At 58.4% G+C, this 23,886-nt stretch carries 24 protein-coding genes and 1 riboswitch; of the genes, 13 read left to right on the forward strand and 11 right to left on the reverse strand.

The genetic code is table 11. The features are described from left to right. The first annotated feature begins 16 nt into the window (after positions 1-16). Complete coding sequence (locus ABLU88_RS19605; protein WP_134899311.1) at positions 17-1,399, forward strand: amino acid permease; 1,383 nt, start codon at positions 17-19, stop codon at positions 1,397-1,399. Between the two features lie 99 nt (positions 1,400-1,498). Here the strand turns inward: ABLU88_RS19605 and ABLU88_RS19610 are convergent, their stop codons facing one another. Beyond that, the gene (locus ABLU88_RS19610) at positions 1,499-1,975 is read right to left on the reverse strand and encodes a kinase inhibitor (protein ID WP_009653774.1); all 477 of its coding nucleotides are present in this window, start codon (positions 1,973-1,975) and stop codon (positions 1,499-1,501) included. Positions 1,976-2,044: 69 nt separating this feature from the next. Next, the gene (gene bioA, locus ABLU88_RS19615; protein WP_064375012.1) at positions 2,045-3,334 is read right to left on the reverse strand and encodes an adenosylmethionine--8-amino-7-oxononanoate transaminase; all 1,290 of its coding nucleotides are present in this window, start codon (positions 3,332-3,334) and stop codon (positions 2,045-2,047) included. A gap of 85 nt (positions 3,335-3,419) precedes the next feature. Here bioA and bioB point away from each other — a divergent pair, with 85 nt between their 5' ends. From bioB to bioD, 4 genes are read left to right on the forward strand one after another with little or no spacing between them, the layout of a single operon-like run. Then, positions 3,420-4,460 carry a biotin synthase BioB gene (gene bioB, locus ABLU88_RS19620; RefSeq protein WP_014228484.1) on the forward strand — a complete coding sequence of 347 codons (1,041 nt, stop codon included), beginning with the start codon at positions 3,420-3,422 and terminating at the stop codon, positions 4,458-4,460. Continuing rightward, positions 4,457-5,614 (forward strand): 8-amino-7-oxononanoate synthase, encoded by a 1,158-nt coding sequence (gene bioF / locus ABLU88_RS19625; protein WP_025108115.1) that lies wholly within the window; start codon positions 4,457-4,459, stop codon positions 5,612-5,614. Before bioB ends, bioF begins: the two co-directional genes overlap by 4 nt. After that, entirely contained in the window at positions 5,598-6,353 is a 756-nt protein-coding gene (gene bioC, locus ABLU88_RS19630) for a malonyl-ACP O-methyltransferase BioC (protein ID WP_049083907.1), read from the forward strand. The genes bioF and bioC overlap by 17 nt, the downstream gene beginning before the upstream one ends. Next, positions 6,346-7,068, forward strand: a complete 723-nt coding sequence (bioD, locus tag ABLU88_RS19635; RefSeq protein WP_025108113.1) for a dethiobiotin synthase — start codon at positions 6,346-6,348, stop codon at positions 7,066-7,068. The genes bioC and bioD overlap by 8 nt, the downstream gene beginning before the upstream one ends. Here bioD and ABLU88_RS19640 read toward each other — a convergent pair. After that, complete coding sequence (locus ABLU88_RS19640; RefSeq protein WP_014228488.1) at positions 7,010-7,732, reverse strand: ATP-binding cassette domain-containing protein; 723 nt, start codon at positions 7,730-7,732, stop codon at positions 7,010-7,012. The genes bioD and ABLU88_RS19640 overlap by 59 nt on opposite strands. A gap of 711 nt (positions 7,733-8,443) precedes the next feature. Here ABLU88_RS19640 and uvrB point away from each other — a divergent pair. After that, positions 8,444-10,459, forward strand: coding sequence for an excinuclease ABC subunit UvrB (gene uvrB / locus ABLU88_RS19645; RefSeq protein ID WP_046876457.1), 2,016 nt, complete (start codon positions 8,444-8,446; stop codon positions 10,457-10,459). 315 nt (positions 10,460-10,774) lie between these two features. On the opposite strand, the gene pmrB is transcribed toward uvrB, so the two are convergent. From pmrB to yvcK, 4 genes are all read right to left on the reverse strand, one after another. After that, entirely contained in the window at positions 10,775-11,872 is a 1,098-nt protein-coding gene (gene pmrB / locus ABLU88_RS19650; RefSeq protein WP_348837674.1) for a two-component system sensor histidine kinase PmrB, read from the reverse strand. A gap of 4 nt (positions 11,873-11,876) precedes the next feature. Continuing rightward, positions 11,877-12,548 carry a two-component system response regulator PmrA gene (pmrA, locus tag ABLU88_RS19655; RefSeq protein WP_004849045.1) on the reverse strand — a complete coding sequence of 224 codons (672 nt, stop codon included), beginning with the start codon at positions 12,546-12,548 and terminating at the stop codon, positions 11,877-11,879. Then, positions 12,545-14,188, reverse strand: coding sequence for a phosphoethanolamine transferase EptA (eptA, locus tag ABLU88_RS19660; protein ID WP_025108112.1), 1,644 nt, complete (start codon positions 14,186-14,188; stop codon positions 12,545-12,547). The genes pmrA and eptA overlap by 4 nt, the downstream gene beginning before the upstream one ends. Positions 14,189-14,298: 110 nt before the next feature. Continuing rightward, the gene (gene yvcK, locus ABLU88_RS19665) at positions 14,299-15,204 is read right to left on the reverse strand and encodes a uridine diphosphate-N-acetylglucosamine-binding protein YvcK (protein ID WP_348837677.1); all 906 of its coding nucleotides are present in this window, start codon (positions 15,202-15,204) and stop codon (positions 14,299-14,301) included. A gap of 209 nt (positions 15,205-15,413) precedes the next feature. Further along, a riboswitch (molybdenum cofactor riboswitch) is annotated at positions 15,414-15,552 on the forward strand. Between yvcK and moaA the strand changes: the two genes are divergently transcribed. From moaA to ABLU88_RS19695, 6 genes are all read left to right on the forward strand, one after another. Beyond that, positions 15,540-16,529 (forward strand): GTP 3',8-cyclase MoaA, encoded by a 990-nt coding sequence (moaA, locus tag ABLU88_RS19670; RefSeq protein WP_014837864.1) that lies wholly within the window; start codon positions 15,540-15,542, stop codon positions 16,527-16,529. It overlaps the preceding riboswitch by 13 nt. Positions 16,530-16,550: 21 nt before the next feature. Continuing rightward, positions 16,551-17,063: a molybdenum cofactor biosynthesis protein B gene (moaB, locus tag ABLU88_RS19675; protein ID WP_009653795.1), complete on the forward strand. Its 513-nt coding sequence runs from the start codon at positions 16,551-16,553 to the stop codon at positions 17,061-17,063. A 3-nt stretch (positions 17,064-17,066) separates the two neighbouring features. After that, positions 17,067-17,555 carry a cyclic pyranopterin monophosphate synthase MoaC gene (gene moaC / locus ABLU88_RS19680; protein WP_014228494.1) on the forward strand — a complete coding sequence of 163 codons (489 nt, stop codon included), beginning with the start codon at positions 17,067-17,069 and terminating at the stop codon, positions 17,553-17,555. After that, positions 17,548-17,796, forward strand: coding sequence for a molybdopterin synthase sulfur carrier subunit (moaD, locus tag ABLU88_RS19685; RefSeq protein ID WP_004849056.1), 249 nt, complete (start codon positions 17,548-17,550; stop codon positions 17,794-17,796). Before moaC ends, moaD begins: the two co-directional genes overlap by 8 nt. A gap of 1 nt (position 17,797) precedes the next feature. Then, a complete protein-coding gene (gene moaE, locus ABLU88_RS19690; RefSeq protein WP_004849058.1) occupies positions 17,798-18,250 on the forward strand; it encodes a molybdopterin synthase catalytic subunit MoaE in 453 nt (150 codons plus the stop codon). Between the two features lie 44 nt (positions 18,251-18,294). Then, a complete protein-coding gene (locus ABLU88_RS19695; protein WP_025108111.1) occupies positions 18,295-18,999 on the forward strand; it encodes a Bax inhibitor-1/YccA family protein in 705 nt (234 codons plus the stop codon). A gap of 104 nt (positions 19,000-19,103) precedes the next feature. On the opposite strand, the gene ABLU88_RS19700 is transcribed toward ABLU88_RS19695, so the two are convergent. Genes ABLU88_RS19700 through ABLU88_RS19710 form a run of 3 tightly spaced genes read right to left on the reverse strand, consistent with a single transcriptional unit; the run spans position 19,104 to position 22,059 of the window. Then, positions 19,104-20,069 carry a YbhN family protein gene (locus ABLU88_RS19700; protein ID WP_025108110.1) on the reverse strand — a complete coding sequence of 322 codons (966 nt, stop codon included), beginning with the start codon at positions 20,067-20,069 and terminating at the stop codon, positions 19,104-19,106. Continuing rightward, the gene (gene clsB, locus ABLU88_RS19705) at positions 20,069-21,313 is read right to left on the reverse strand and encodes a cardiolipin synthase ClsB (protein ID WP_014837867.1); all 1,245 of its coding nucleotides are present in this window, start codon (positions 21,311-21,313) and stop codon (positions 20,069-20,071) included. Before clsB ends, ABLU88_RS19700 begins: the two co-directional genes overlap by 1 nt. Next, on the reverse strand, positions 21,310-22,059 hold the full coding sequence (locus tag ABLU88_RS19710; protein ID WP_014228498.1) for an endonuclease/exonuclease/phosphatase family protein: 750 nt from the start codon (positions 22,057-22,059) through the stop codon (positions 21,310-21,312). Before ABLU88_RS19710 ends, clsB begins: the two co-directional genes overlap by 4 nt. A 143-nt stretch (positions 22,060-22,202) precedes the next feature. Between ABLU88_RS19710 and ABLU88_RS19715 the strand changes: the two genes are divergently transcribed. Further along, positions 22,203-22,640: a YbhQ family protein gene (locus tag ABLU88_RS19715; RefSeq protein ID WP_004130686.1), complete on the forward strand. Its 438-nt coding sequence runs from the start codon at positions 22,203-22,205 to the stop codon at positions 22,638-22,640. A 60-nt stretch (positions 22,641-22,700) separates the two neighbouring features. Here the strand turns inward: ABLU88_RS19715 and ABLU88_RS19720 are convergent, their stop codons facing one another. Next, positions 22,701-23,807 (reverse strand): ABC transporter permease, encoded by a 1,107-nt coding sequence (locus ABLU88_RS19720; protein WP_004849064.1) that lies wholly within the window; start codon positions 23,805-23,807, stop codon positions 22,701-22,703. Positions 23,808-23,886: the final 79 nt, after the last annotated feature.

A 23,886-nucleotide genomic window follows, 5' to 3' on the forward strand; every position in this document is an offset into this window, starting at 1 on the left:
ATCAGGACACTTGCATATGCAACAACAAAACAAGCCACACCTGCTGCGCGGGCTGAATGCCCGGCACATTCGTTTTATCGCCCTCGGCTCCGCCATCGGTACCGGGCTGTTCTACGGCTCGGCATCGGCGATCAAGGCCGCGGGCCCGGCGGTACTGCTGGCCTATCTGATCGGCGGCGCGGCGGTGTTTATCGTGATGCGGGCGCTGGGGGAAATGGCGGTACGCAACCCCGTTTCCGGCTCCTTCAGCAGCTACGCGCGCCAGTATCTTGGCCCGCTGGCGGGTTTTATTACCGGGTGGACCTACACCTTTGAGATGGTGATCGTCGCCCTCGCGGACGTTACCGCGTTCGGCATCTATATGGGGCTGTGGTACCCCGATGTTCCCCGCTGGATCTGGGTGTTGAGCATTATCTTTTTTATCGGCGCCATGAACCTGTGCAGCGTGCGCGTTTTCGGCGAGATGGAGTTCTGGCTGTCGCTGATCAAAGTGGTGGCGATTATTGCCATGATTGTGGCGGGCGGCAGCATCATTTTCTTTGGATTCGGTAACGCCTTTCCGGCAACCGGGCTGGAGAATTTGTGGAGCCACGGCGGCTTTGCCCCTAACGGCTGGGAGGGGATTATAGCCTCGCTCGGTATCGTGATGTTTGCCTTTGGCGGCGTCGAGATTATCGGCGTGACCGCGGCGGAAGCGAAGAATCCGCAGAAGGTGATCCCGCAGGCGATCAATACTATCCCGCTGCGAATCGTGCTGTTCTATGTCTGCACCCTGGCGATTCTGATGGCGATTTTCCCGTGGAACAGCTTCGGCGAGCGGGGCAGTCCGTTCGTGCTGATTTTTGATGGTCTGGGGATTCCGGCGGCGGCCACCATCCTGAATATCATCGTGATCAGCGCCAGTATTTCGGCGATTAACAGCGATATTTTTGGCGCGGGGCGCATGATGTACGGCATGGCGAAAGAGGGGCTGGCGCCGAAGAGCTTCCAGCGCATCGCCAGCAACGGGGTACCGTGGATGACGGTGGTGGTGATGGGCGTAGCGCTGCTGGCGGCGGTGGTGCTGAACTACCTGATGCCGGAGCAGGTGTTTGTGCTGATTGCCTCGCTGGCGGCCTTCGCGACGGTGTGGGTCTGGCTGATGATCCTGCTGGCCCACTTTGCGATGCGTCGCGGCCTGTCCGCTGAAGAGCGCGGCAATATCACGTTCCCGGTACCGTTCTGGCCGGTGGCGCCGCTGCTGACGCTGCTGTTTATGGGACTGGTCATCGCGGTGCTGGGGATGGTGGAGGAGACGCGGATTGCGCTTATCGCCGGTCTGGTATGGCTCGGGCTGCTGACGGCGGTGTGGTTTGCGCGGGTGCGCAAAAACGCCGTGCAGGCGGTGACGGAGTCGTGATTGTTTTGGTTTACCCGGGTTGCGGCTGACGCCTTACCCGGGCTACCCAATCGCACTCACCTGTAGCCCGGATAAGGCGTTTACGCCGCCATCCGGGGATTAGCTAAACAGGGCGGTAATCGACGCGCTGCCGAGGCTGTGGAAATGGACGTTAAAGCCGACCATCGCGCCGCTTGCGCCCTCATCGACCGCAATTTTTTCGACGTCCAGCGCGTGGACGGTAAAGATATAGCGATGGGTCTCGCCTTTTGGCGGCGCCGCGCCGCCGTATCCGGCCTGGCCAAAATCGGTACGGGTCTGAATCGCCTCTTCGGGCAGTTCCGCCTGTCCGGAGCCGGCTCCCTGCGGTAACACGCGGGTATCGGCCGGAAGATTGGCCACCAGCCAGTGCCACCAGCCGGAGCCGGTTGGCGCATCGGGATCGAAGCAGGTCACCACAAAGCTTTTGGTTCCGGCCGGCACATCGTCCCACGCCAGATGCGGCGAGATATTATCGCCATCGTAGCCCATGCCGTTAAAGACATGACGATTGGGCAGCTTCTCACCATCCTGTAAATCATGACTGATTAATTTCATCGTCTCTCCTCGTAGTCATCCGCTGATTAGCCAGAAAGTGTAGCGCGAGAGAGGCGCCATTACCGTCGCTTATTCGCTAAAAAATGTTTCTTCCTGAACCGCAGCGTTTACCGCCCGCGTCAGGCGGCTCAGCTGATCCGGCGTAATGATGTACGGCGGCATCAGGTAAATCAGGCGACCGAACGGGCGGATCCACACGCCTTGTTCGACGAAAAAGCGCTGCAGGGCGGCCATATTCACCGGCCGATGCGTCTCGATAACGCCAATCGCTCCCAGCACCCGCACATCGGCAACCTGCGCGGATTCGCGCGCCGGCGCCAGCTCGGCGCTGAGCTGCGCTTCAATGGCTGCCACCTGCTGCTGCCATTCGCCGCTTTCCAGCAGGCGCAGGCTCTCGGTCGCCGCCGCGCAGGCCAGCGGGTTGCCCATAAAGGTCGGGCCGTGCATAAAGCAGCCGGCTTCCCCGTCGCTGATAGTTTCTGCCACCTGACGGGTGGTGAGGGTGGCGGAGAGGGTCATGGTGCCGCCGGTCAGCGCTTTGCCGAGACACAGAATATCCGCCGCAATCCCTGCGTGCTCGCAGGCGAACAGCTTACCGGTTCGACCAAAGCCGGTGGCGATCTCATCGGCGATCAGCAGGATGCCCTCGCGATCGCACATCCTGCGGATCCGCCTGAGCCACTCGGGGTGGTACATCCGCATTCCGCCCGCGCCCTGAACAATCGGCTCGAGGATCACCGCGGCGATTTCATGGCGGTGGGCGGCCATCAGACGGGCGAACGGTACCATATCCCGCTCATCCCAGTCGCCGTCGAAGCGGCTCTGCGGCGCCGGGGCGAAGAGGTTATCCGGCAGATAGCCCTGCCACAGGCTGTGCATTGAGTTCGTCGGATCGCAGACCGACATCGCGCCGAAGGTATCGCCGTGATAGCCGTTGCGGAAGGTGAGAAAGCGCTGGCGCGGGTCGCCTTTCGCCTGCCAGTACTGCAGCGCCATTTTCATCGCCACTTCGACGGCGACGGAGCCGGAATCGGCGAGGAACACGCATTCGAGGCTTTCCGGGGTCATCGCCACCAGTTGGCGGCACAGGGCGACCGCGGAAGGGTGGGTAATCCCACCGAACATGACGTGCGACATCTGGTCAATTTGCGCTTTCATCGCCGCGTTCAGGCGCGGGTGATTGTAGCCATGAATGGCCGCCCACCAGGACGACATGCCGTCAACCAGCTGCCCGCCGTCGGCGAGGGTCAGCTCACAGCCGTGGGCGGCCACGACCGGATAGACCGGCAGCGGCGAAGTCATTGAAGTGTAAGGGTGCCAGATGTGGCGCCGATCGAAAGCGAGATCGTCCGTTGTCATAATCGACTTGTAAACCATTTTGAAAACATTTAGGTTTACGAGTATAAACCGAACCAACAATTAACAAAACCCTTTGGAGAGGCTAATGGCTCACCACCCCCGCTGGACAATGTCGCAAGTTACTGAGTTATTTAATAAACCCTTTCTGGATCTGCTGTTTGAAGCGCAACAGATCCATCGCCAGCACTTCGACCCGCGCCAGGTTCAGGTCAGCACGCTGCTGTCGATTAAGACCGGCGCCTGCCCGGAAGACTGCAAATACTGCCCGCAAAGCGCGCGCTATAAAACCGGTCTGGAATCCGAACGCCTGATGGAGGTTGAACAGGTGCTTGAGTCGGCGCGACAGGCGAAACAAGCCGGTTCAACCCGCTTCTGTATGGGGGCGGCGTGGAAGAATCCGAACGATCGCGATATGCCGTATCTTGAGCAGATGGTGAAAGGGGTAAAAGCGCTGGGGCTGGAAGCGTGCATGACCCTTGGCACGCTCAACGATAGCCAGGCCCAGCGTCTGGCCGGCGCCGGTCTGGATTACTACAACCACAACCTCGATACCTCGCCGGAATTCTACGGCAATATCATCACCACCCGCACCTATCAGGAGCGCCTCGATACCCTCGATAAAGTGCGCGATGCCGGAATTAAAGTGTGCTCCGGCGGTATTGTCGGGCTGGGGGAAACGGTCAAAGACCGCGCCGGGCTGCTGCTACAGCTGGCCAATCTGCCGACGCCGCCGGAAAGCGTGCCGATTAACATGCTGGTGAAGGTCAAAGGCACGCCGCTGGCGGATAACGACGACGTGGACGCCTTTGATTTTATTCGTACTATCGCCATCGCGCGCATCATGATGCCGACCTCGCACGTGCGCCTCTCCGCCGGTCGTGAACAGATGAACGAACAGACCCAGGCAATGTGCTTTATGGCCGGGGCGAACTCGATTTTCTACGGCTGCAAGCTGCTGACCACGCCAAACCCGGAAGAGGACAAAGACCTGCAGCTGTTCCGCAAGCTGGGGATTAATCCGCAGCAGACCGAGGTACTGGAAGGCGATAACGCCCAGCAGCAGCGGCTGGAGCAGGCGTTGATGAACCCGGATACCGAGGAATATTACAACGCGGCGGCGCTATGAGCTGGCAGCACCGCATCGAGCTGGCGCTGGCGGAACGGCAGGCGGCGGATGCCTTGCGCAGTCGCCTGCCGGTGACGCTGGGCGCAGGACGCTGGCTCAGCCGCGAAGGGCGGCGCTGGCTCAATTTTTCCAGCAACGATTATCTTGGCCTCAGCCAGCATCCGGCTATCGTCAAGGCCTGGCAGCAGGGCGCGGATCGCTATGGCGTCGGCAGCGGCGGCTCCGGCCACGTCAGCGGCTATAGCGAGGCGCACCGCGCGCTGGAGGAGCAGCTGGCCGACTGGCTGGGCTATCCGCGCGCGCTGCTGTTTATTTCCGGCTTTGCCGCGAATCAGGCGGTGATTGCCGCGCTGGCGGGCAAAGAGGATCGGATTGTCGCCGACCGTCTCAGCCACGCTTCGCTGCTGGAAGCCGCCAGCCTGAGCCCGGCGCAGCTGCGGCGTTTTCAGCACAACGACAGCCGCCATCTTGACGATTTGCTGGCGAAACCGCTATCCGGCCAGCAGCTGGTGGTGACCGAAGGCATTTTTAGCATGGACGGCGATAGCGCGCCGCTGGCTGAGGTTTCTCAGGCGGCGCGGGCGGCCGGCGCGCTTCTGCTGGTTGACGACGCGCACGGTATCGGCGCGCTCGGCGAAGAGGGGCGCGGCAGCTGCTACGCGCAGCAGGTACGCCCGGATCTGCTTATCGTCACCTTCGGTAAAGCGTTTGGCGTCAGCGGCGCGGCGGTGCTGTGCAGCGAGGCGCTGGCGGATTATCTGCTGCAGTTTGCCCGCCATCTGATTTACAGCACCGCCATGCCGCCGGCGCAGGCGGTGGCGCTGAGCGCCGCGCTGGCCGTGATTCGCAGCGACGAGGGTCAGCAGCGGCGGGAAACGCTGGCCGGCCATATCGCCGACTTTCGCCGGGGAATGTCCCACTATCCCGGGGAGCTCACTGATTCCGGCAGCGCGATCCAACCGCTGATCGTCGGCGACAACGCCCGCGCGCTGCGGCTGGCGGCGCGTCTGCGTGAGGAAGGCTGCTGGGCGACGGCCATTCGCCCGCCGACGGTCCCCGTCGGCAGCGCGCGGCTGCGCCTGACGCTGACCGCCGCGCACGAGTCTGCCGATATCGCCCGCCTGCTGGAGGTGCTGCATGACGGCGGTGAATAAGCGCGCCGTCGCGGCGGCGTTTGGCCGCGCGGCGGGACATTACGCTCAGCACGACGAATTACAGCGCCTTAGCGCCTCGCTGCTGCTGGAACAGCTCGATATCAAGACCTTTCCTGAGGTGCTGGACGCGGGCTGCGGCCCCGGCAGCATAAGCCGCTTCTGGCGCGATGCAGGGAGCCGGGTGACGGCGCTGGATCTTTCCGTCGACATGCTGGCGGAGGCCCGCCGCGGAAACTGCGCGCACCGCTACGTCGAGGGCGACATCGAAGCGCTGCCGCTGGCGGACGGCTGCGTTGATCTGGCGTGGAGCAACCTTGCGGTTCAGTGGTGCGACAATCTCGCGACCGCCATTGATGAGCTGTCCCGGGTCGTGCGGCCCGGCGGCCGCGTGGCGTTTAGTACGCTGCTGTCAGGTTCGTTACCTGAGCTCAATCAGGCCTGGCGAGCCATCGATGAGCGGCCGCACGCCAACCGTTTTCTCAGCGAGCAGGCGGTGCGTCAGGCGCTGGCCGGTCGCCGCGCCAGCGGCCACGTCCACGCCATCACGCTGCCGTTTCCCGACGCGCTTGGCGCGATGCGGTCGCTTAAAGGCATTGGCGCGACCCATCTGCACCACGGACGCAGCCCTGCGCCGCTCAGCCGCGGCAAGCTGCGGCAGCTCCAGCTCGCCTGGCCGCAGCAGCAGGGCCAGTGCCCGCTGACGTATCATCTTTTTACAGGAGTTATCGAACGTGACTAAACGTTTCTTCGTTACCGGCACCGACACCGAGGTGGGGAAAACCGTCGCCAGCTGCGCGCTGCTGCAGGCGGCCAATCGCGAGGGATTTAAGAGCGCGGGCTACAAACCGGTGGCTTCCGGCAGCGACTATACGGCCCAGGGATTACGTAATGAGGATGCGCTGGCTTTACAGCGCAATAGCCGCGTGGCGCTGCGCTACGAGCAGGTCAATCCGTTCACCTTTGCTGAACCGACGTCACCGCATATTATCAGCGCTGATGAAGGGAGACCGATTGACGCCGCCGCGATTTCTGCTGGCCTGCGCGAGCTGGAAGCGCTGTCCGACTGGCTACTGGTGGAAGGGGCGGGGGGCTGGTTTACGCCGCTGTCAGAAACGCTGACCTTTGCCGATTGGGTACAGGAAGAGCGGCTGCCGGTGATTTTAGTGGTCGGCGTTAAGCTGGGGTGCATCAACCATGCCATGCTGACCGCTCAGGCGGTGCTACAGGCCGGACTGCCGCTGGCGGGCTGGATAGCCAACGATATCCAGCCGCCCGCCAGGCGCCACCCTGAATATCTGGCAACGCTGAAACGCGTGCTGCCCGCGCCGTTTCTTGGCGAGATCCCGTGGCTGGCGGAGGCGGCTCAGCGCGAGGATCTCGGTCAGTATCTCGACCTCAGCGCGCTGGATCGGGCGTCATCCACTTCGCCAGCAGCGGGGCATCCAGCTGGATAACGTCTCCCTGGGCTACGCTGCGTCCACAGTGCAGCAGACAGAAACGATCCGCCACCCGACGAATAAACGGCAGGTGCTGTTCGGCGATCAGCACCGTCAGGCCAATATCGCGGTTCAGGCGCATCAGTAAATCCCCGAGCTTGTGCAGGAAGCGCTGGCCGCCGCCGCGCGAAGGTTCGTCGAGGATCAGCAGGCGCGGACGGGTTATCAGCGCCCTGGCCAGCGCCAGCTGGTACTGATCGTCGGCGCTCAGGGTAATCCCTTTACTTTGGCGCAGAGCGTACAGCTCGGGGAACAGATCGTAAATCTCTCCGGCGACCGCTGACGCCGGTTCGCCGCCCGCCGCAAGGGCAATGTGCAAATTTTCCTCCACGCTCAGCTGCGAAAAAATCCGTTTATCCTGCGGTACATAGCCAATGCCGATGGCGCTGCGCGACTGCGCGGAGAGCGGCATCAGGTCATAGGGCGCCGATCCTCCGTCCTGCCAGGTGATAGTGCCGCTGGCCACCGGCAGATGACCGGTAATACAGTTGACGAGCGTGGTTTTCCCCATTCCCTGGCGCCCCATGACGCAAGTGCATTTACCGGGTTTGAGCTCAAGGTCAACATTCCACAGCGTGTGCTGGCTTCCGTAATAGTGGTTCACGGCGCGTAGACTCAACATAGACGTTTTCTCCTTTCCTGGGATAGCAGGCGACGAGAAGATTCTGCAAATCTCTTGCCAGGAAAAAGAACTCTCGGTATTTGCTGGTCAATACAGGTGCGACCGGGCACAAGCGGACCGACCTTGCACTTTCCCGGTGCCCGCGCGCTGAAATGTGGTGCAAAAAATAACAAAAAATCTAGCCACTCTTCGCCAATAAACAGCAAAAAAAATTCAATTAATTTTTTTCGCGGCGGGTTTGGCCGGGGCGACGGGTTTTGTTCGGGTGGCTCAGGTCATGGGCTGCAGACAGTTATCCACTATTCCTGTGGATAACCTTGTGTATTAGAGTTAGAAAACTTGCGGTAAGCTAGAGAGTACGCGGCCTGCGGCCGAATTGGCGCGAAACCCGTCTTTTATTAAATTCTATTAAATATCAATTATTTAAATAAAATCAATGCCTGTAAGAAAAGTGTCACCGACTGCCATAAAACATTCATCCCCTCGCTTGACAAATGTTAAATGGTCATACTTTTTGGGGATAACCCTGAGGCGTGGTCGATTATCCCGTAAAGCGGTTTTTATTCGTCCATGTTGGCGGTAAAAAGCGCTAATTAGTCCGACTACGATAATACGGCACTGTTTTTATATCCAGTATTTTTTATTGGCAAAAGCTGAGCCGGCGAGTAGAATTAAACACCTGCCGTTCAACCCTTCTTCAGGTTCTGATTGATGAGTAAACCGTTCAAGCTGCATTCTGCTTTCCGTCCCTCCGGCGATCAGCCGGAAGCCATTCGTCGCCTGGAAGAGGGGCTGGAAGATGGCCTGGCGCATCAAACCCTGCTCGGGGTCACCGGCTCAGGTAAAACGTTTACCATCGCCAACGTCATTGCTGACCTGCAGCGTCCGACGATGGTGCTGGCGCCAAACAAAACCCTGGCGGCGCAGCTATACGGCGAAATGAAAGAGTTCTTCCCGGAGAACGCGGTGGAGTATTTCGTCTCGTACTACGACTACTACCAGCCGGAAGCCTACGTGCCAAGCTCGGACACCTTCATCGAGAAAGATGCGTCGGTGAACGAACATATTGAACAGATGCGTCTGTCGGCGACCAAAGCGCTGCTGGAGCGTCGCGACGTGGTGGTGGTGGCCTCGGTCTCCGCTATCTACGGTCTGGGCGATCCGGATCTGTATCTGAAAATGATGCTGCATCTGACGGTCGGCATGATTATCGACCAGCGCGCTATTTTGCGCCGCCTGGCCGAGCTGCAGTATACCCGCAACGATCAGGCCTTCCAGCGCGGTACCTTCCGCGTGCGCGGCGAGGTGATTGATATCTTCCCGGCGGAGTCTGACGATATCGCGCTGCGCGTTGAGCTGTTCGATGAGGAAGTTGAGCGCCTGTCGCTGTTCGATCCGCTGACCGGTCATATTGAGTCGACGATCCCGCGCTTCACCGTTTATCCCAAAACCCACTACGTCACCCCGCGCGAGCGCATCGTCCAGGCGATGGAAGAGATTAAAGTTGAACTGTCGGAGCGGCGTAAGGGACTGCTGGAGAACAACAAGCTGCTGGAAGAGCAGCGTCTGAGCCAGCGTACGCAGTTCGACCTCGAAATGATGAACGAGCTGGGCTACTGCTCGGGGATTGAAAACTACTCGCGCTATCTGTCGGGCCGTGGGCCGGGCGAACCGCCGCCGACGCTGTTTGACTACCTGCCGGCCGATGGTCTGCTGGTCATCGATGAGTCCCACGTCACGATCCCGCAGATCGGCGGTATGTACCGCGGGGACCGGGCGCGCAAAGAGACGCTGGTGGAGTACGGTTTCCGCCTGCCGTCGGCGCTCGATAACCGTCCGCTCAAGTTTGAAGAGTTTGAGGCCCTGGCGCCGCAAACCATCTATGTTTCGGCGACGCCGGGAGCCTATGAGCTGGATAAATCCGGCGACGAGGTGGTGGACCAGGTCGTCCGTCCTACGGGGCTGCTGGATCCGGTCATCGAAGTGCGTCCGGTAGGCACCCAGGTCGACGATCTGCTCTCGGAGATTCGCATCCGCACCGCGATCAACGAGCGCGTGCTGGTCACGACGCTGACCAAACGCATGGCGGAAGATTTAACCGAATATCTGGAAGAGCACGGCGAACGGGTGCGCTACCTGCACTCGGACATCGACACCGTGGAGCGCATGGAGATTATCCGCGATCTGCGCCTCGGCGAGTTTGACGTGCTGGTGGGGATCAACCTGCTGCGTGAAGGTTTGGATATGCCGGAAGTGTCGCTGGTGGCGATCCTGGATGCCGATAAAGAAGGCTTCCTGCGCTCTGAACGCTCGCTGATTCAGACCATTGGCCGCGCGGCGCGAAATATCAACGGCAAAGCGATTCTCTACGGCGATAAAATCACCCCGTCGATGGCGAAAGCGATCGGGGAAACCGAGCGCCGCCGCGAGAAGCAGCAGGCGTACAACGAAGAGCACGGTATCGTTCCGCAGGGTCTGAATAAGAAAGTGGTCGACATTCTGGCCCTCGGTCAGAATATCGCGAAAACCAAAACCAAGGGGCGCGGCAAGTCTCGCTCACCGGTTGAGGCGGATGCCGTCGCGCTAACGCCGAAGGCGCTCCAGCAGAAGATTCACGAACTGGAAGGGCAGATGATGCAGCACGCGCAGAACCTGGAGTTTGAAGAGGCGGCGCAAATTCGCGACCAGCTTCACCAGCTGCGCGAGCTGTTTATCGCCGCTTCGTAGCGGCGTTGCCAGATAAATATCGCCCGGGCCTTACCGGGTCTTCGGGGCGATGGACGGAATGTGTTTTTCGTGGGTCGGGTAAGGCGCCAGCCGCCACCCGACAGAAAAGCGGGCACATGAGCCAAAACGAGGTGGCCAGAACGCTTTGGTTATTTGTTGCCCCTCTGTCGCGATTTTCCGTGATGCTTAATGTTGGCTTAATCTTGTTTGGCGAAACTATCCTCACTTTACTGAGGATAGCGCCATGCAAAAATTAACCTTCCGCGAATACCTGGCAGTCACCTGCGCGTTTGTTATCGTCGTTGCCTTTTTCCATCAGTGGGTGCTGACGTTCTGACGCGAAGCTTTAGGGAAGAGTACCCAGGCGCGAACGCCGGGCCCGGGCTGTCGGTTATGTAAAAAGAACTGCGCGTCGTGCAGCTGGGCGATGCGGGTGACGATGCTTAACCCGAGACCAATACCGCCATAGCGGCTGTCCATGCGGACGAACGCTTTGCTTAGCTCACCGCTTTTAGCCTCATCAATTCCCGGTCCTTCATCCTCAACGGCCAGAATGGGCGTTGGGCCAGGCGCTATCGACACTTTAATCGTCGACCCCGTCGGGCTATAACGATGCGCGTTTTCGACCAGGTTACGTAAAATAACCTGCACCAGCGTGGCGTCGCCCGACACGATTGCCTCTCCATCCTTGACGTTGATCGCCAGCGTCTGCTGGCGCTGCTGCAGCATTGTCTCAAGTTCGCTCTGCAGCGGTTCAATCACATCCTCTTTCAGCGCAACCTGCTGATAGCTTCCGGCGGAGAATGACTGGCCAACGCACGCCAGCTGAAGCAGCTGGGTAATGCTATTGGTCATTTGATCGAGACGCTGAATTAGCGGGTCCACGCTAACGCCATGCACTTTCGCCAGAAGCTCCAGGTGCAGACGCAGCCCGGCCAGCGGCGTGCGCAGCTCATGGGCGACGTCGGCGGTAAACAGACGCTCGCGATCGAGGGTTAAATTCAGGCGGGACACCAGCTGATTAATCGCGGTGGTCACCGCGGTGACTTCAGGAACCGATTCCTTCAGCGTGATAGGCTGCAGGTTGTCCGGGGTGCGGCTTTCCAGCTCGAGCTGCAGTCTGGAAAGCGGCTTTGTGATTTTTTTCACCGCCAGCAGGGAGATATACAGCGCCAGGCCGATAATCAGCAGGCTTGGGATCAGCAGGCTGGCTACCGCTTCGCGAACCTCATGCTCTATATGCTTCTGATTGTTATGCCCTTCAATGGCGCTGGCGACCAGCAGCTGAATCTGCTCCTGACTTTCATGCCACAGCCAGAACACGCTGATGAGCTGACAAACGGCCAGAATAGCGCCAATTGTCAGCAGCAGCCGATGACGCATAGTCCAGTTTTCACTGACAAAAAAAGCCATAGCGTTATTCGGTCTCCGCGTTATCAACCAGCATATAGCCAAAGCCACGGACGGTGCGGATGCGTGATTTGCCGACTTTATCGCGCAGATTATGGATATGCACCTCCAGCGTATTGGTGGCCGGTTCGTTGTCCCAGCTGTAAATGTCGTTGTAGAGAATTTCGCGATGCACCGGGCTGCCCGCTTTCATCATCAGGCGTGAAAGCAGAGCGTACTCTTTGGGCGTTAAATCCAGGGACTGCTCGCCGAGCCAGACCAGCCGCCGGGTGACGTTCAGGCGCAGATTGCCGACGGACAGTTCGTTATCGCCCTGATTATTGTGACGACGCAGCAGGGCGCGAATGCGCGCGTTCAGCTCTTCCAGCGCAAACGGCTTTACCAGGTAGTCATCCGCGCCGGTATCCAGGCCGCTGATGCGGTCATCCACGGTATCGCGGGCGGTGAGGATCAGCACCGGCTGGCTGAACTTCTCCCGTCGCATACGCGCCAGGAAGTGCAGACCGTCTTCATCCGGCAGGCCGAGGTCGAGAACCACCAGGCTGTAGTGGTTGCTGGCCAGAGAGAGGGCGGCTTCGTGGGCGGTTGATACGCCGTCGCAAACGTAGCCCTCGCTTTGCATCGCCAGAATTAACCCTTGTAACAGGAGCGCATCGTCTTCAATGACTAAAATTTTCATCGGCCTGCCTCTCTACATGGCGTTAAAATATCGTCTGTTGCCTGGTACTCGCGGGTGCTGACCCCGAGCAGACCGAGCAGGGTGGAGAAAAGATTATCCTGCGAATACGCTTGCGTTTTCGCTTTTTGCTGCAAACACTGGCTGGACACGCCATAGCGCTGTTGATAATCCGCTGACAGCCACAGCAGCATCGGGACGTGTTTTTGCGTCTCCGGGGCGATGGACCACGGTAGCCCGTGTAAATACACCCCATCCTCGCCAAGCGACTCGCCGTGATCCGAGAGATACACCAGGCTGGTGGTAAATTTATCCTGCTTTGACTGCAGTAATTTTATCGCTTTGTCGACCACATAATCGACATACAAAATCGTATTATCGTAGGTATTGGTGAGCTGCTGCTGGGTGCAGCTCTGAATCTCGTTGGTGTCGCAGGTGGGCGTAAACTGTTTAAACTGCGCCGGATAACGATTGTAGTAGGTTGGGCCGTGGCTGCCGATAGTGTGCAGAACGATAATCCCGTCCTGCTGCAGATTATCGATATAGTTCTCCAGGTTATGGAACAGCACCTCATCGTAGCACTCGCCGTCGATGCACTGGCCGCTAAGCTTGAGATCGGTGACGTTCTGGTGCGGTACCCGGTCGCAGGCTCCTTTACAGCCGCCGTCGTTATCATTCCACTGAACCTGAATTCCCGCGCGCTGCAGGATATCCAGCACGCCTTCCTGATGGTGCGCCAGCTCTTCATCATAGTGGGCGCGCGGCATATTAGAGAACATGCACGGTACAGAAACCGCGGTCGCGGTGCCGCAGGACGTGGTGTCGGGGAAATAGATAACATTATCCTGTTTCAGGCGCGGGTTGGTCTCGCGGGCGTAGCCGTTCAGGGAAAAGTTTGCCGCCCTTGAGGTTTCGCCTAACACCACGATAGTCAGATTTTTCCGCGGTCCGCTGCGCATCTCCGGCTTCTGAACCGCGTCTTCGCCAATTTTGACCAGCGGAAGATTATCCATCCTGTTATGCGCATACCAGGAGTTCACGGCCACAATGCTGTTTGACGGGCTCAGGGACTTAACCAGCTCTTTATTATTGCGAAACAGCGAGGCGTAATCTTTATAGAAAAATGCCGCGACCAGAATAATCAGTAGCGCTGAAACCACGATGCTCAACAGCCTTACCGCCACGCTGCGCCACAGGGTTGCCGGTTTGCGGATTTTAACCCACCAGGCCACGACCACCGCCAGAATGCCGGAGAGTCCCAGGATCAGGACCATTTTTCCGGAGAGTAGCGCAAAGCTTTCGGCGGGAGTGGTATCGAGAATATTGGTGATCATCGCCCGATCGATAACCACGCCAAAGGTCCAGATAAAATACTGGGCCGAGGCGCTAAGCAGAATAAACAGGCTGATAACGAGGCGGTCAAGCTTAAGAAATGACGCTAGCGTGGTGATGATATTCATCACGCTGATAGCCACTATCGGCATACTGAGGAACACCAGCCAGTTATGCAGGCCGTTGACCGGCAGCAGGGTAAACGCCTGGCGATAGAAAGCGATGTTCAGCGCCAGGCCAATATAGCAGGCGAACAGAATCAAATAGACCGTACGGTTAAGCATTGGCCGACGTAAAGAAAATAACGACATAGCGAAGTCCATATAAAGAGATGTTCGCTATGCTGCCCGTTTTTTTTTAAGACAACCTTAAGATTTTAAGCCTGCCTGTTTTTGTCGCGAGGATAAGGCCACGTTGAGGATTAGCCTAAGGCCTGAATCGCTTTATCCAGCGCGCGGCGCAACAGCTGGCGATCGTGACGATAGGGCACATCGCTGGCGTCCAGCGGCGTCTGAATGACGACCCGATCCTTAATCCCTGCGATATCGGCTTTCGGGCCGACAACCAGCGCGTCAACCACCCGTTTACCAATCTGCTGCTCCATAATGGCGACCCTGTCCGCCAGCGTCAGGCTGGCTGCCGGGCTATGCTCTTTGCCAAGGTTATCGATAAACACCATTGGCGCGGGCGTGCGGCGCAGCGCCTTCGCCATCTCATCAAGCAGCAGAATCGGCATCAGGCTGGTATAGAAGCTGCCGGGGCCAATCAGGATTAAATCGGCTTCGGCGATGGCTTCTATCGCTTCACGGGTGGTGGGCACCGGCGGGGAGAGCATAAGCTCGCGCGGCACGCTGGCAAGCTGATCGATATTCACTTCACCGTAAACTTCGTGCCCTTCATGGTCGATGGCCATAAGATCGACCGGTTGTTCCGACATCGGGATCAGAAACGCGTCGACCTTAAGAAGATTCCTGATCAAATTGATCGCTTCAAGCGGGCGCACGCTCAGGTGATCCAGCGCCTTAAGCATCAAATTGCCGAGGTTATGCCCGGAAAGCTCGCCGTTGCCGCTAAAACGGTACTCAAACATCGCCGAGGCCACGCTGGGTTCGGCGATGAGCTGATTAATACAGTTGCGCATATCGCCCCAGGCGATGCCGCCTTCCGCGCGACGAATGCGCCCCGTAGAGCCGCCGTTATCGGTCGTGGTGACGATGCCGGTGAGGCGTGAACCGAGCGAAGAGAGGGATGACATTACCCGGCCCAGCCCGTGCCCGCCGCCGAGTGCCACCACGCGATCCAGATCGGCGAAAGTGCGATTGCGCATAAAAATCCCTTATAACCATTTATCGGGCTCACAGTAACCGATCTACCCCTAAAAGACGATGGGCTGAATCTGACAAACTGACCGACATCAATGCAAAAGCGTGGTTTTTAGCTATTCTGTAGCGAAAATACGCGATCGTATCGATATATACATTATTATATAACGAAACTGGAAATGGCATAACCGTTATTAAAGCGCTACTATTCGGCGTAACCCACTAACACTCTAGCCTCTGTGCCTGTGTCGAAAGATATGGTGCTTTGGCCGTGACAACCTCGGTTGCCACCAGGGCGCGAAAAGAAATGACCGCGTCTCCCGTATTTGGAAAGGTGTCTATGGCTTCACAGCTTACCGATGCATTTGCGCGGAAGTTTTACTATCTGCGTTTATCAATTACCGACGTATGCAACTTTCGTTGCACCTACTGTCTCCCCGATGGCTATAAGCCCGGCGCCGTCACCAATAAAGGCTTTCTCAGCGTTGATGAAGTTCGCCGCGTGACGCGCGCGTTCTCCGCCCTGGGGACGGAAAAGGTGCGCCTGACCGGCGGCGAACCCTCGCTGCGTCGCGATTTTACCGACATCATCGCCGCGGTGCGGGAAAACCCTTCTATTCGCCAGATTGCGGTCACCACCAACGGCTACCGGCTGGCGCGCGACGTTGAAAGCTGGCGCGATGCCGGGCTGACGGCGATTAACGTCAGCGTGGATAGCCTCGATGCGCGTCAGTTTCACGCCATCACCGGCCAGGACAAGTTTCATCAGGTGATGGACGGCATCGATGCCGCATTTGCCGCTGGCTTCGAAAAAGTGAAGGTCAATACCGTGCTGATGCGCGACGTTAACCATCACCAGCTCGACACTTTTCTGGCGTGGATCCAGCCGCGCCGCATTCAGCTGCGTTTTATTGAATTGATGGAAACCGGCGAAGGCAGCGATCTGTTCCGCCGCCATCATATCTCGGGCATGGTGCTGCGCGATGAGCTGCTGCGTCGCGGCTGGATCCATCAGATCCGCCAGCGTAGCGACGGCCCGGCGCAGGTGTTTTGCCATCCGGATTATGCCGGGGAAATCGGTCTGATTATGCCTTATGAAAAAGACTTCTGCGCTACCTGTAACCGTCTGCGCGTCTCTTCCGTGGGTAAATTGCACCTGTGCCTGTTCGGCGAAGGCGGCGTCGATCTGCGCGATCTGCTCGCCGATGAGCAGCAGCAGCCGGCGCTGGAGGCGCGCATATCCGAGGCGTTAACGCACAAAAAACAGACCCACTTCCTGCATCAGGGCAACACCGGTATTACCCAGAACCTGTCCTATATTGGCGGATAATTCATTTTAAGGAGCGATCAGATGAGCCAGGCCAGCGCTGAGTTTATCCCGACCCGTATTGCTATTCTCACCGTCTCCAGCCGACGTGGCGAAGAGGACGACACCTCCGGACACTGGCTGCGCGACGCGGCTGAGGAGGCGGGGCACGTCATCGTCGATAAGGCGATTGTGAAAGAGAACCGCTACGCCATTCGCGCCCAGGTGTCGGCGTGGATTGCCGGCGATGAGGTGCAGGTGGTGCTGATTACCGGCGGCACCGGTTTTACCGACGGCGACCAGGCGCCGGAAGCGCTGCTGCCGCTGTTTGACCGCGAAGTGGAAGGTTTCGGCGAGGTGTTCCGCATGCTCTCCTTCGAAGAGATCGGCACCTCGACCCTGCAGTCCCGCGCCGTTGCCGGGGTGGCGAACCGCACGCTGATTTTTGCGATGCCCGGCTCAACCAAAGCCTGTCGTACCGCATGGGACAATATTATTGCGCCGCAGCTCGATGCGCGCACGCGCCCGTGCAACTTTATCTCTCATCTTAAGAAGTAATTTATGACGCAGCTGACCCATATTAACGCCGCCGGCGAAGCGCACATGGTCGATGTCTCAGGGAAAGCGGAGACGGTTCGCGAAGCGCGCGCCGAGGCCTATGTTGAAATGCAGGCCACGACGCTGGCGATGATTATCGACGGTAGCCATCACAAAGGCGATGTCTTTGCCACCGCGCGCATTGCCGGGATCCAGGCGGCAAAACGCACCTGGGAGCTGATTCCGCTTTGCCATCCGCTGATGCTGAGCAAAGTCGAAGTCAATCTGCAGGCGCAGCCCGAGCATAACCGGGTGCGTATCGAATCCCTGTGCCGTCTGACCGGGAAAACCGGCGTTGAGATGGAAGCCCTGACCGCCGCTTCCGTCGCCGCGCTGACGATTTACGATATGTGCAAAGCGGTGCAGAAAGATATGGTGATAGGTCCGGTGCGCCTGCTGGCGAAAAGCGGCGGCAAGTCCGGCGATTTCAGAGTGGAAGATAGCCATGATTAAGGTTCTTTTTTTTGCCCAGGTGCGCGAACTGCTCGGCACCGACTCCCTGACGCTCGATCCGCAAGGCCTGACCACGGTTGAAGCCGTTCGCCAGCAGCTGATCGCCCGCGGCGACCGCTGGGCGCTGGCGCTGGAGGAGGGCAAGCTGCTAGCGGCGGTAAACCAGACGCTGACGACGTTTGATCACCCGCTGGCGGCCGGTGATGAAGTGGCGTTTTTCCCGCCGGTTACCGGGGGATAACATGACGCAGACGCGTATTATCGTCAGCCATGACCGCTTTAAGGTCGGCGACGAATACCCCTGGCTGGCCGAGCGCGATGAAGACGGCGCGGTAGTGACGTTTACCGGCAAGGTCCGCAACCACAACCTTGGCGACAGCGTCAAAGCGCTGACCCTCGAACACTATCCGGGGATGACGGAAAAGTCGCTGGCGGAGATTGTGGAACAGGCGCGCGAGCGCTGGCCGCTGGGCCGGGTGACGGTGATTCACCGTATCGGCGAGATGTGGCCCGGGGAGGAGATTGTCTTTGTCGGCGTCACCAGCGCCCACCGCGGTAGCGCGTTTGCGGCGGGGGAGTTTATTATGGATTACCTGAAGACCCGCGCGCCGTTCTGGAAGCGGGAGGCGACGCCGGAAGGCGAGCGCTGGGTCGATGCGCGAGATAGCGACCGTGAAGCGGCAGAACGCTGGTAGTGTGGTACGCTTAGAAGATAAATTTCGTTAATCAGGAGACAGTCATGGATAGATATCCTCGTTCCGGGTCGATCGTACAGGGTCGCAGCGGACTTCAAACTTATATGGCGCAGGTGTACGGCTGGATGACGGTCGGGCTGCTGCTCACGGCGTTTATCGCGTGGTTTGCGGCCAACACCCCTGCGGTGATGATGTTTGTCTTTTCCAGCAAAATAACCTTTTTCGGCCTGATCATCGCCCAGCTGGGGCTGGTATTTGTGCTCTCCGGCATGGTGCAGCGGCTGAGCGCGGGAATGGCGACCACTCTGTTTATGCTCTATTCGGCGCTAACCGGGCTCACCTTATCCAGTATATTCCTCGTCTATACCTACTCATCGATCGCCAGTACCTTCGTGGTGGCAGGCGGGATGTTTGGCGTGATGAGCCTTTACGGCTATACCACTAAACGCGACCTGAGCGGCTTCGGCAATATGCTGTTTATGGCGCTTATCGGTATCCTGCTGGCGTCGCTGGTTAACTTCTGGCTGAAGAGCGAAGCGCTGATGTGGGCGGTGACCTACATCGGGGTGATCGTCTTCGTCGGCCTGACCGCCTATGACACCCAGAAGCTGAAAAACATCGGCGAGCAGATTGACGTTCGCGATGCGTCAACGCTGCGCAAATACTCGATTCTTGGGGCGCTGACGCTGTATCTGGACTTTATCAACCTGTTCCTGATGCTGCTGCGCATTTTCGGCAACCGTCGTTAACTCGTTCCCGGATGGCGGCGCGATGCGCCTTATCCGGGCTACCAGACCGCAGAAAACGATGAACCTGTAGCCCCGGTCAGCATCCGCGACCGGGGCTTTTTTGACTACTCGCCCGCCAGCTTGCGCTGGTTTTTCTCCCGCAGATGCTTCGCCCGGCTCTCCAGAATCAGGTAGCCGATGGTCGCCAGCAGCAGCGGCAGGAAGTAGTACAGGGCGCGATAGGCAAGCAGGGCGGCGATAATCGCGCCGCGCGAAATCTCTTCCCCGGAAAGCATGGCGATAAATACCGCCTCAAGCACGCCAATGCCTGCCGGAATATGCACGATAACCCCCGCAATGCTGCTGACCAGCAGCACGCCGAGCACGAGAAAATAGTCCACCTGCGGGCCCAGCAGCAGCCAGATAATCGCCCCCATCGCCATCCAGTTCAGGCTGGAAACCGCCATCTGCAATAACGCGAAGCGCCAGGACGGCAGAACCAGCCGCTGGCCTTTTATCGTCAGATGGCGCTTTTTAGCAAAGGCGCAGGCCCACAGGTAAAACGCGGAAATCAGCAGTAAAACGACGCCCAGAATTTGCAGCGACGACTGGCTGATATACCAGCGCTCGGGCACCTTCACCATGCCGGAGCTAAAAATAATGCCGCCGAGCAGAATATAGCCCAGCCAGTTGGTGGTAATGCTCAGGGAGAAGATACGGGTAATGGTTGCGCCGCTCAGGCCGAGGCGCGAGTAGAGCCGATAGCGCATACCAATCCCACCCACCCAGGTGCTGAGCGTCAGGTTAAAGGCGTAGCAGATAAACGACACCAGCATCACCTGGCGTTTAGCCAGCTTGTGGCCGCAGTAAGCGCGCCCCAGCAGGTCGTAGCAGCCATAGATCAGGTAGCTGGCGATAACCAACCCGATGGCGCTGAGCAGCGCCGTACGGTTGTAATCGCGAATGACCTTCCACACGTCCTGCCAGTCGATTTTTTGCGCGTAGACCACCAGCAGAACGACGACGGCGATAAAAAAGAGCACCGTCAGGATTTTTTTCGCCATCCGCCAGCGAGGGTGAGATTTCGCCATCAGGATTTCACCTCCTGGTTTTCCGGGTCCACGCGGTCCTGGGTTTCTATTTCTGGCTGTACCGGGGGCTGAACCCGCGACAGCAGCGGCGTATGGGCCGGTAGCCATCCGACCCAGGCAGGGAAGTGGCGCAGGAAGTGGAACGCCAGCACGCTAATGCCGAGCCGCCACCAGGTTCGTTTCGACAAAATGCGCTTATCGACCTCGCGGCAGTCGTTAAGGATTAAGCCATTGAGATTATCGCGCAGCGTCTGGTTAAACTCGCGGTCGTGAATCACCAGGTTGGCTTCCAGATTCAGCGACAGGCTCAGGGGGTCGAGGTTGCTGGAGCCCACAGTGGCCCAGTGATCGTCCGCCAGCGCCACTTTGCCGTGTAGCGGACGGCGGCGATATTCGAAAATCTGCACGCCGCCTTTTACCAGATAGTGGTAGAGCAGGCGCGCGCCGAATTTGACAATCGGAATATCCGGCTCACCCTGAACGATGAGCTTAACGCGCACGCCGCGGCGGGCAGCGTTGCGCATAGCGTGCAGCAGCCGATAGCCGGGGAAAAAGTAGGCGTTAGCGATAATCACTTCCCGGCGGGCGCTGGTCAGCATCTTCAGATAGTGACGCTCAATATCATCGCGATGATCCTGATTATCCCGCCAGATAAACAGCGCCTGCGCTTCGCCGGGGTTGCGGTTGATTTCAGGCTTATGCCGACGCCGCTGCCACCAGCGTCGGGTCGCTTCGCTGGTGGGGAGGTTTTCGAGTTCAAATTGCAGAATATCGAGCACCACCGGCCCTTCGACTTGTACGGCGTAATCCTGTTTGGCCTCCGGACCGTAATCGGTCATGTGCTCGGCGGAGTAGTTAATGCCGCCGACAAAGGCGGTAACGTCGTCGATCACCACGATTTTGCGATGCATACGGCGAAATAAATTAGTGCGCATGCCGAGCAGGCGCGGGCGCGGATCGTAATAGCGAAAAATCACGCCAGCCGACGTCAGCTCGCCCACAAAGCTTTCGCTTAAATCCGGCGAGCCGTAGCCGTCCAGTAAGACCTCGACGCGCACGCCGCGCTGGGCCGCTTTTAACAGAACGGCATGGAGCTGTTTGCCGACGTCATCTTCAAACCAGATAAAAGACTCAAGGATCACCCGCTGCTGCGCGCGGCCGATGGCGGCAAACAGGGCCGGATAATAGTTATCGCCATTTTCTAATAGCCGAATGCGGTTTCCTTCCTGCCAGCTGCATTTCACAGATGTATCTCCACGCTAAGCGGTGCATGATCGGACAGATGACGCCACTGTTTTAACGCCAGCGCTCTGGGCTGGCTGGCGTGGGCGTTTTTTACGTAGATGCGGTCAAGTCGCAGCAGCGGAAAGCTGACCGGGAAAGTGCGCGCCGGGCGCCCTCTGGCGCGGGTAAAAATCTCCTCCAGCCCGGCCTGGGCTTTAAGCTGGCGGTTCGCCTGCTGCCGCCAGTCGTTAAAATCACCGGCTACCACCACCGGTTCGCCCGCGGGTAAACCGTTCACCCAGTCTGCCAGCATCGTCAGCTGGGCCTGACGTTGATGAGCGCGCAGTCCCAGGTGCACGCAGAATAAATGGATAGCGATGCCGCTTTCCGGCGGGACGATGCGGCAGTAGAGCAGGCCGCGCTTTTCGCTGTTGCCGACCGACACATCAAGATTTTGATAATGTTCGATGGGGAAGCGGGAGAGGACCGCGTTGCCGTGATGCCCTTCCGGGTAAACGGCGTTGCGGCCGTAGGCGTAATCGCTCCACATGGTATCGGCCAGAAACTCATAGTGGGTGGTATCCGGCCAGTTTTCGATATGCAGCGGATGAATTTCGTGCGCCCCCATCACCTCCTGCAGGCAAACAATGTCGGCGCTGACGCTGCGCACCGCTTCGCGTAATTCGGGCAAAATAAAGCGGCGATTGAACGCAGTAAACCCTTTATGGGTGTTAATTGTCAGCACGTTTAACGAAAATCGCGGCATTTGTTTGTCCTTATTTCTCTGGGCAATGTCACTTTCCTGTAGGAAATAGTGTAGTAGAGGTCACAAAAAGATGCGGTGATACGGAATTTTCCGTAAAGTGCGGTACTCTGAGTAGCAGAGAAAAATCCTTCAGGAGAGAAGCCATGAAGTGGCAACAACGTGTACGCGTCGCAACGGGTCTTAGTTGCTGGCAGATTATGTTGCATCTACTGGTCGTGGCAGTACTGGTGATGGGTTGGATGAGCGGCGCGCTGGTGCGCGTCGGATTAGGTTTGTGCGTGCTGTACGGCGTCACGTTAGTGTCGATGCTGTTTTTGCAGCGCCATCACGATGAGCGCTGGCGCGACGTCGGTGATTTCCTTGAGGAACTCACCACCACCTGGTACTTCGGTACCGCGGTGATCGTGCTGTGGCTGCTGTCGCGCGTGCTGCACAATAACCTGCTGCTGGCCCTCGCCGGGCTGGCAATACTGGCCGGTCCGGCGGTGGTTTCACTGCTGGCGAAAGATAAAAACAGATACGCTAAATCGTTCGGGCTACAACAAGGCGGCAACGCAGCGAATCCCCAGAAGCATAGATAACTATGTGACTGGGGGGAGCAAGGCGAGCCAGCACAGTTGCGGCTTGAACGATGACGAGTATTACGCGATCTTTCTTCGGAACATCGCATACGCCGCCGAGCCGGTGGTGGCCGCTATGACCAGTAGCGGCCACAAACTTCCCCACACGATTTCCAGACTCGCATCCTTCAAATAGATCTGCTTGGTGATATCGGTGAAATGACGAATCGGGTTCACCCACGTCAGGTTTTGTAGCCATACCGGCATATTTTCCACCGGCGAAACGTAGCCGGAGAGTAAAATCGCCGGCATCATAAAGACGAATACGCCGATAAACGCCTGCTGCTGCGTGGAGCACAGCGACGAAATCAGCAGTCCGAATCCTACCAGCGACAGACCGTAAACGATCATCGTGAAGTAAAACAGCAGCAGTGAGCCAGCGAAGGGAATCTGATAGGCCCAGATACCGATCCCCAGCACGATGGTCGCCTGCAGGGTGGCGACAATCAGCGCCGGGACCGCTTTACCGATAAAGATCTGCCAGGTTGCCAGCGGCGAGACCAGCAGCTGGTCGAGCGTCCCCTGTTCGCGCTCGCGGGCAACGGAGAGCGAGGTGACGATCATTACGCCGATGGTGGTGATCATGGCGATCAGCGACGGCACCACGAACCATTTGTAATCGAGATTCGGGTTATACCAGTTGCGTACCACCAGCTCGCTATTGTTCGGTTTGGCTTTGCCTTCCAGCAGGTCCTGCTGATAGCTTTTGACGATCTGCTGGAGGTAGTTGGCGGCAATTTGCGCGCTGTTGGAGTTGCGCCCGTCCAGCAGCAGCTGGAGCGGGGCGGTCTGGTTGGTGTCGAGGTTGCGCGAAAAATCCGCCGGGAAACGCACGACCAATAGCGCTTTTTGTTCATCGATGGTCGGTCTTATTTCCTGAGGACTTTTCAGTAACAGCACGTGGGTGAAGGCTTTGGCGCGGGCAAAGCGCTGGGTCAGCTCCACGGCGTGCTTGCCGTTGTCTTCGTTATAGATGGCGATGGTGGCGTTCGTTACCTCCAGCGTGGCGGCAAAGGGGAACAGCAGCACCTGAATGAGCACCGGCATAATCAAAATCGCCCGCGTCTGCGGTTCACGCAACAGCGACTGTAGCTCTTTGCGGATTAACGTCCATAAGCGATGAAACATCTTATATTCTCTCTTTATACTGCTTTGTATTCCCGGACTGCGCTTATCCTGGCTACCCAATCTGGCAGAAACGGTAGCC

The organism is Klebsiella sp. GW_Kp182, from assembly GCF_040062275.1.
GTDB lineage: Bacteria > Pseudomonadota > Gammaproteobacteria > Enterobacterales > Enterobacteriaceae > Klebsiella > Klebsiella michiganensis.

Bases quoted from the DNA above. Each gene is read 5' to 3' on its own strand.
- ABLU88_RS19605 (WP_134899311.1), top strand. From the start codon at position 17: ATGCAACAACAAAACAAGCCACACCTGCTGCGCGGGCTGAATGCCCGG.
- ABLU88_RS19610 (WP_009653774.1), bottom strand. From the start codon at position 1,975: ATGAAATTAATCAGTCATGATTTACAGGATGGTGAGAAGCTGCCCAAT.
- bioA (WP_064375012.1), bottom strand. From the start codon at position 3,334: ATGACAACGGACGATCTCGCTTTCGATCGGCGCCACATCTGGCACCCT.
- bioB (WP_014228484.1), top strand. From the start codon at position 3,420: ATGGCTCACCACCCCCGCTGGACAATGTCGCAAGTTACTGAGTTATTT.
- bioF (WP_025108115.1), top strand. From the start codon at position 4,457: ATGAGCTGGCAGCACCGCATCGAGCTGGCGCTGGCGGAACGGCAGGCG.
- bioC (WP_049083907.1), top strand. From the start codon at position 5,598: ATGACGGCGGTGAATAAGCGCGCCGTCGCGGCGGCGTTTGGCCGCGCG.
- ABLU88_RS19640 (WP_014228488.1), bottom strand. From the start codon at position 7,732: ATGTTGAGTCTACGCGCCGTGAACCACTATTACGGAAGCCAGCACACG.
- uvrB (WP_046876457.1), top strand. From the start codon at position 8,444: ATGAGTAAACCGTTCAAGCTGCATTCTGCTTTCCGTCCCTCCGGCGAT.
- pmrB (WP_348837674.1), bottom strand. From the start codon at position 11,872: ATGGCTTTTTTTGTCAGTGAAAACTGGACTATGCGTCATCGGCTGCTG.
- pmrA (WP_004849045.1), bottom strand. From the start codon at position 12,548: ATGAAAATTTTAGTCATTGAAGACGATGCGCTCCTGTTACAAGGGTTA.
- eptA (WP_025108112.1), bottom strand. From the start codon at position 14,188: ATGTCGTTATTTTCTTTACGTCGGCCAATGCTTAACCGTACGGTCTAT.
- yvcK (WP_348837677.1), bottom strand. From the start codon at position 15,204: ATGCGCAATCGCACTTTCGCCGATCTGGATCGCGTGGTGGCACTCGGC.
- moaA (WP_014837864.1), top strand. From the start codon at position 15,540: ATGGCTTCACAGCTTACCGATGCATTTGCGCGGAAGTTTTACTATCTG.
- moaB (WP_009653795.1), top strand. From the start codon at position 16,551: ATGAGCCAGGCCAGCGCTGAGTTTATCCCGACCCGTATTGCTATTCTC.
- moaC (WP_014228494.1), top strand. From the start codon at position 17,067: ATGACGCAGCTGACCCATATTAACGCCGCCGGCGAAGCGCACATGGTC.
- moaD (WP_004849056.1), top strand. From the start codon at position 17,548: ATGATTAAGGTTCTTTTTTTTGCCCAGGTGCGCGAACTGCTCGGCACC.
- moaE (WP_004849058.1), top strand. From the start codon at position 17,798: ATGACGCAGACGCGTATTATCGTCAGCCATGACCGCTTTAAGGTCGGC.
- ABLU88_RS19695 (WP_025108111.1), top strand. From the start codon at position 18,295: ATGGATAGATATCCTCGTTCCGGGTCGATCGTACAGGGTCGCAGCGGA.
- ABLU88_RS19700 (WP_025108110.1), bottom strand. From the start codon at position 20,069: ATGGCGAAATCTCACCCTCGCTGGCGGATGGCGAAAAAAATCCTGACG.
- ABLU88_RS19710 (WP_014228498.1), bottom strand. From the start codon at position 22,059: ATGCCGCGATTTTCGTTAAACGTGCTGACAATTAACACCCATAAAGGG.
- ABLU88_RS19715 (WP_004130686.1), top strand. From the start codon at position 22,203: ATGAAGTGGCAACAACGTGTACGCGTCGCAACGGGTCTTAGTTGCTGG.
- ABLU88_RS19720 (WP_004849064.1), bottom strand. From the start codon at position 23,807: ATGTTTCATCGCTTATGGACGTTAATCCGCAAAGAGCTACAGTCGCTG.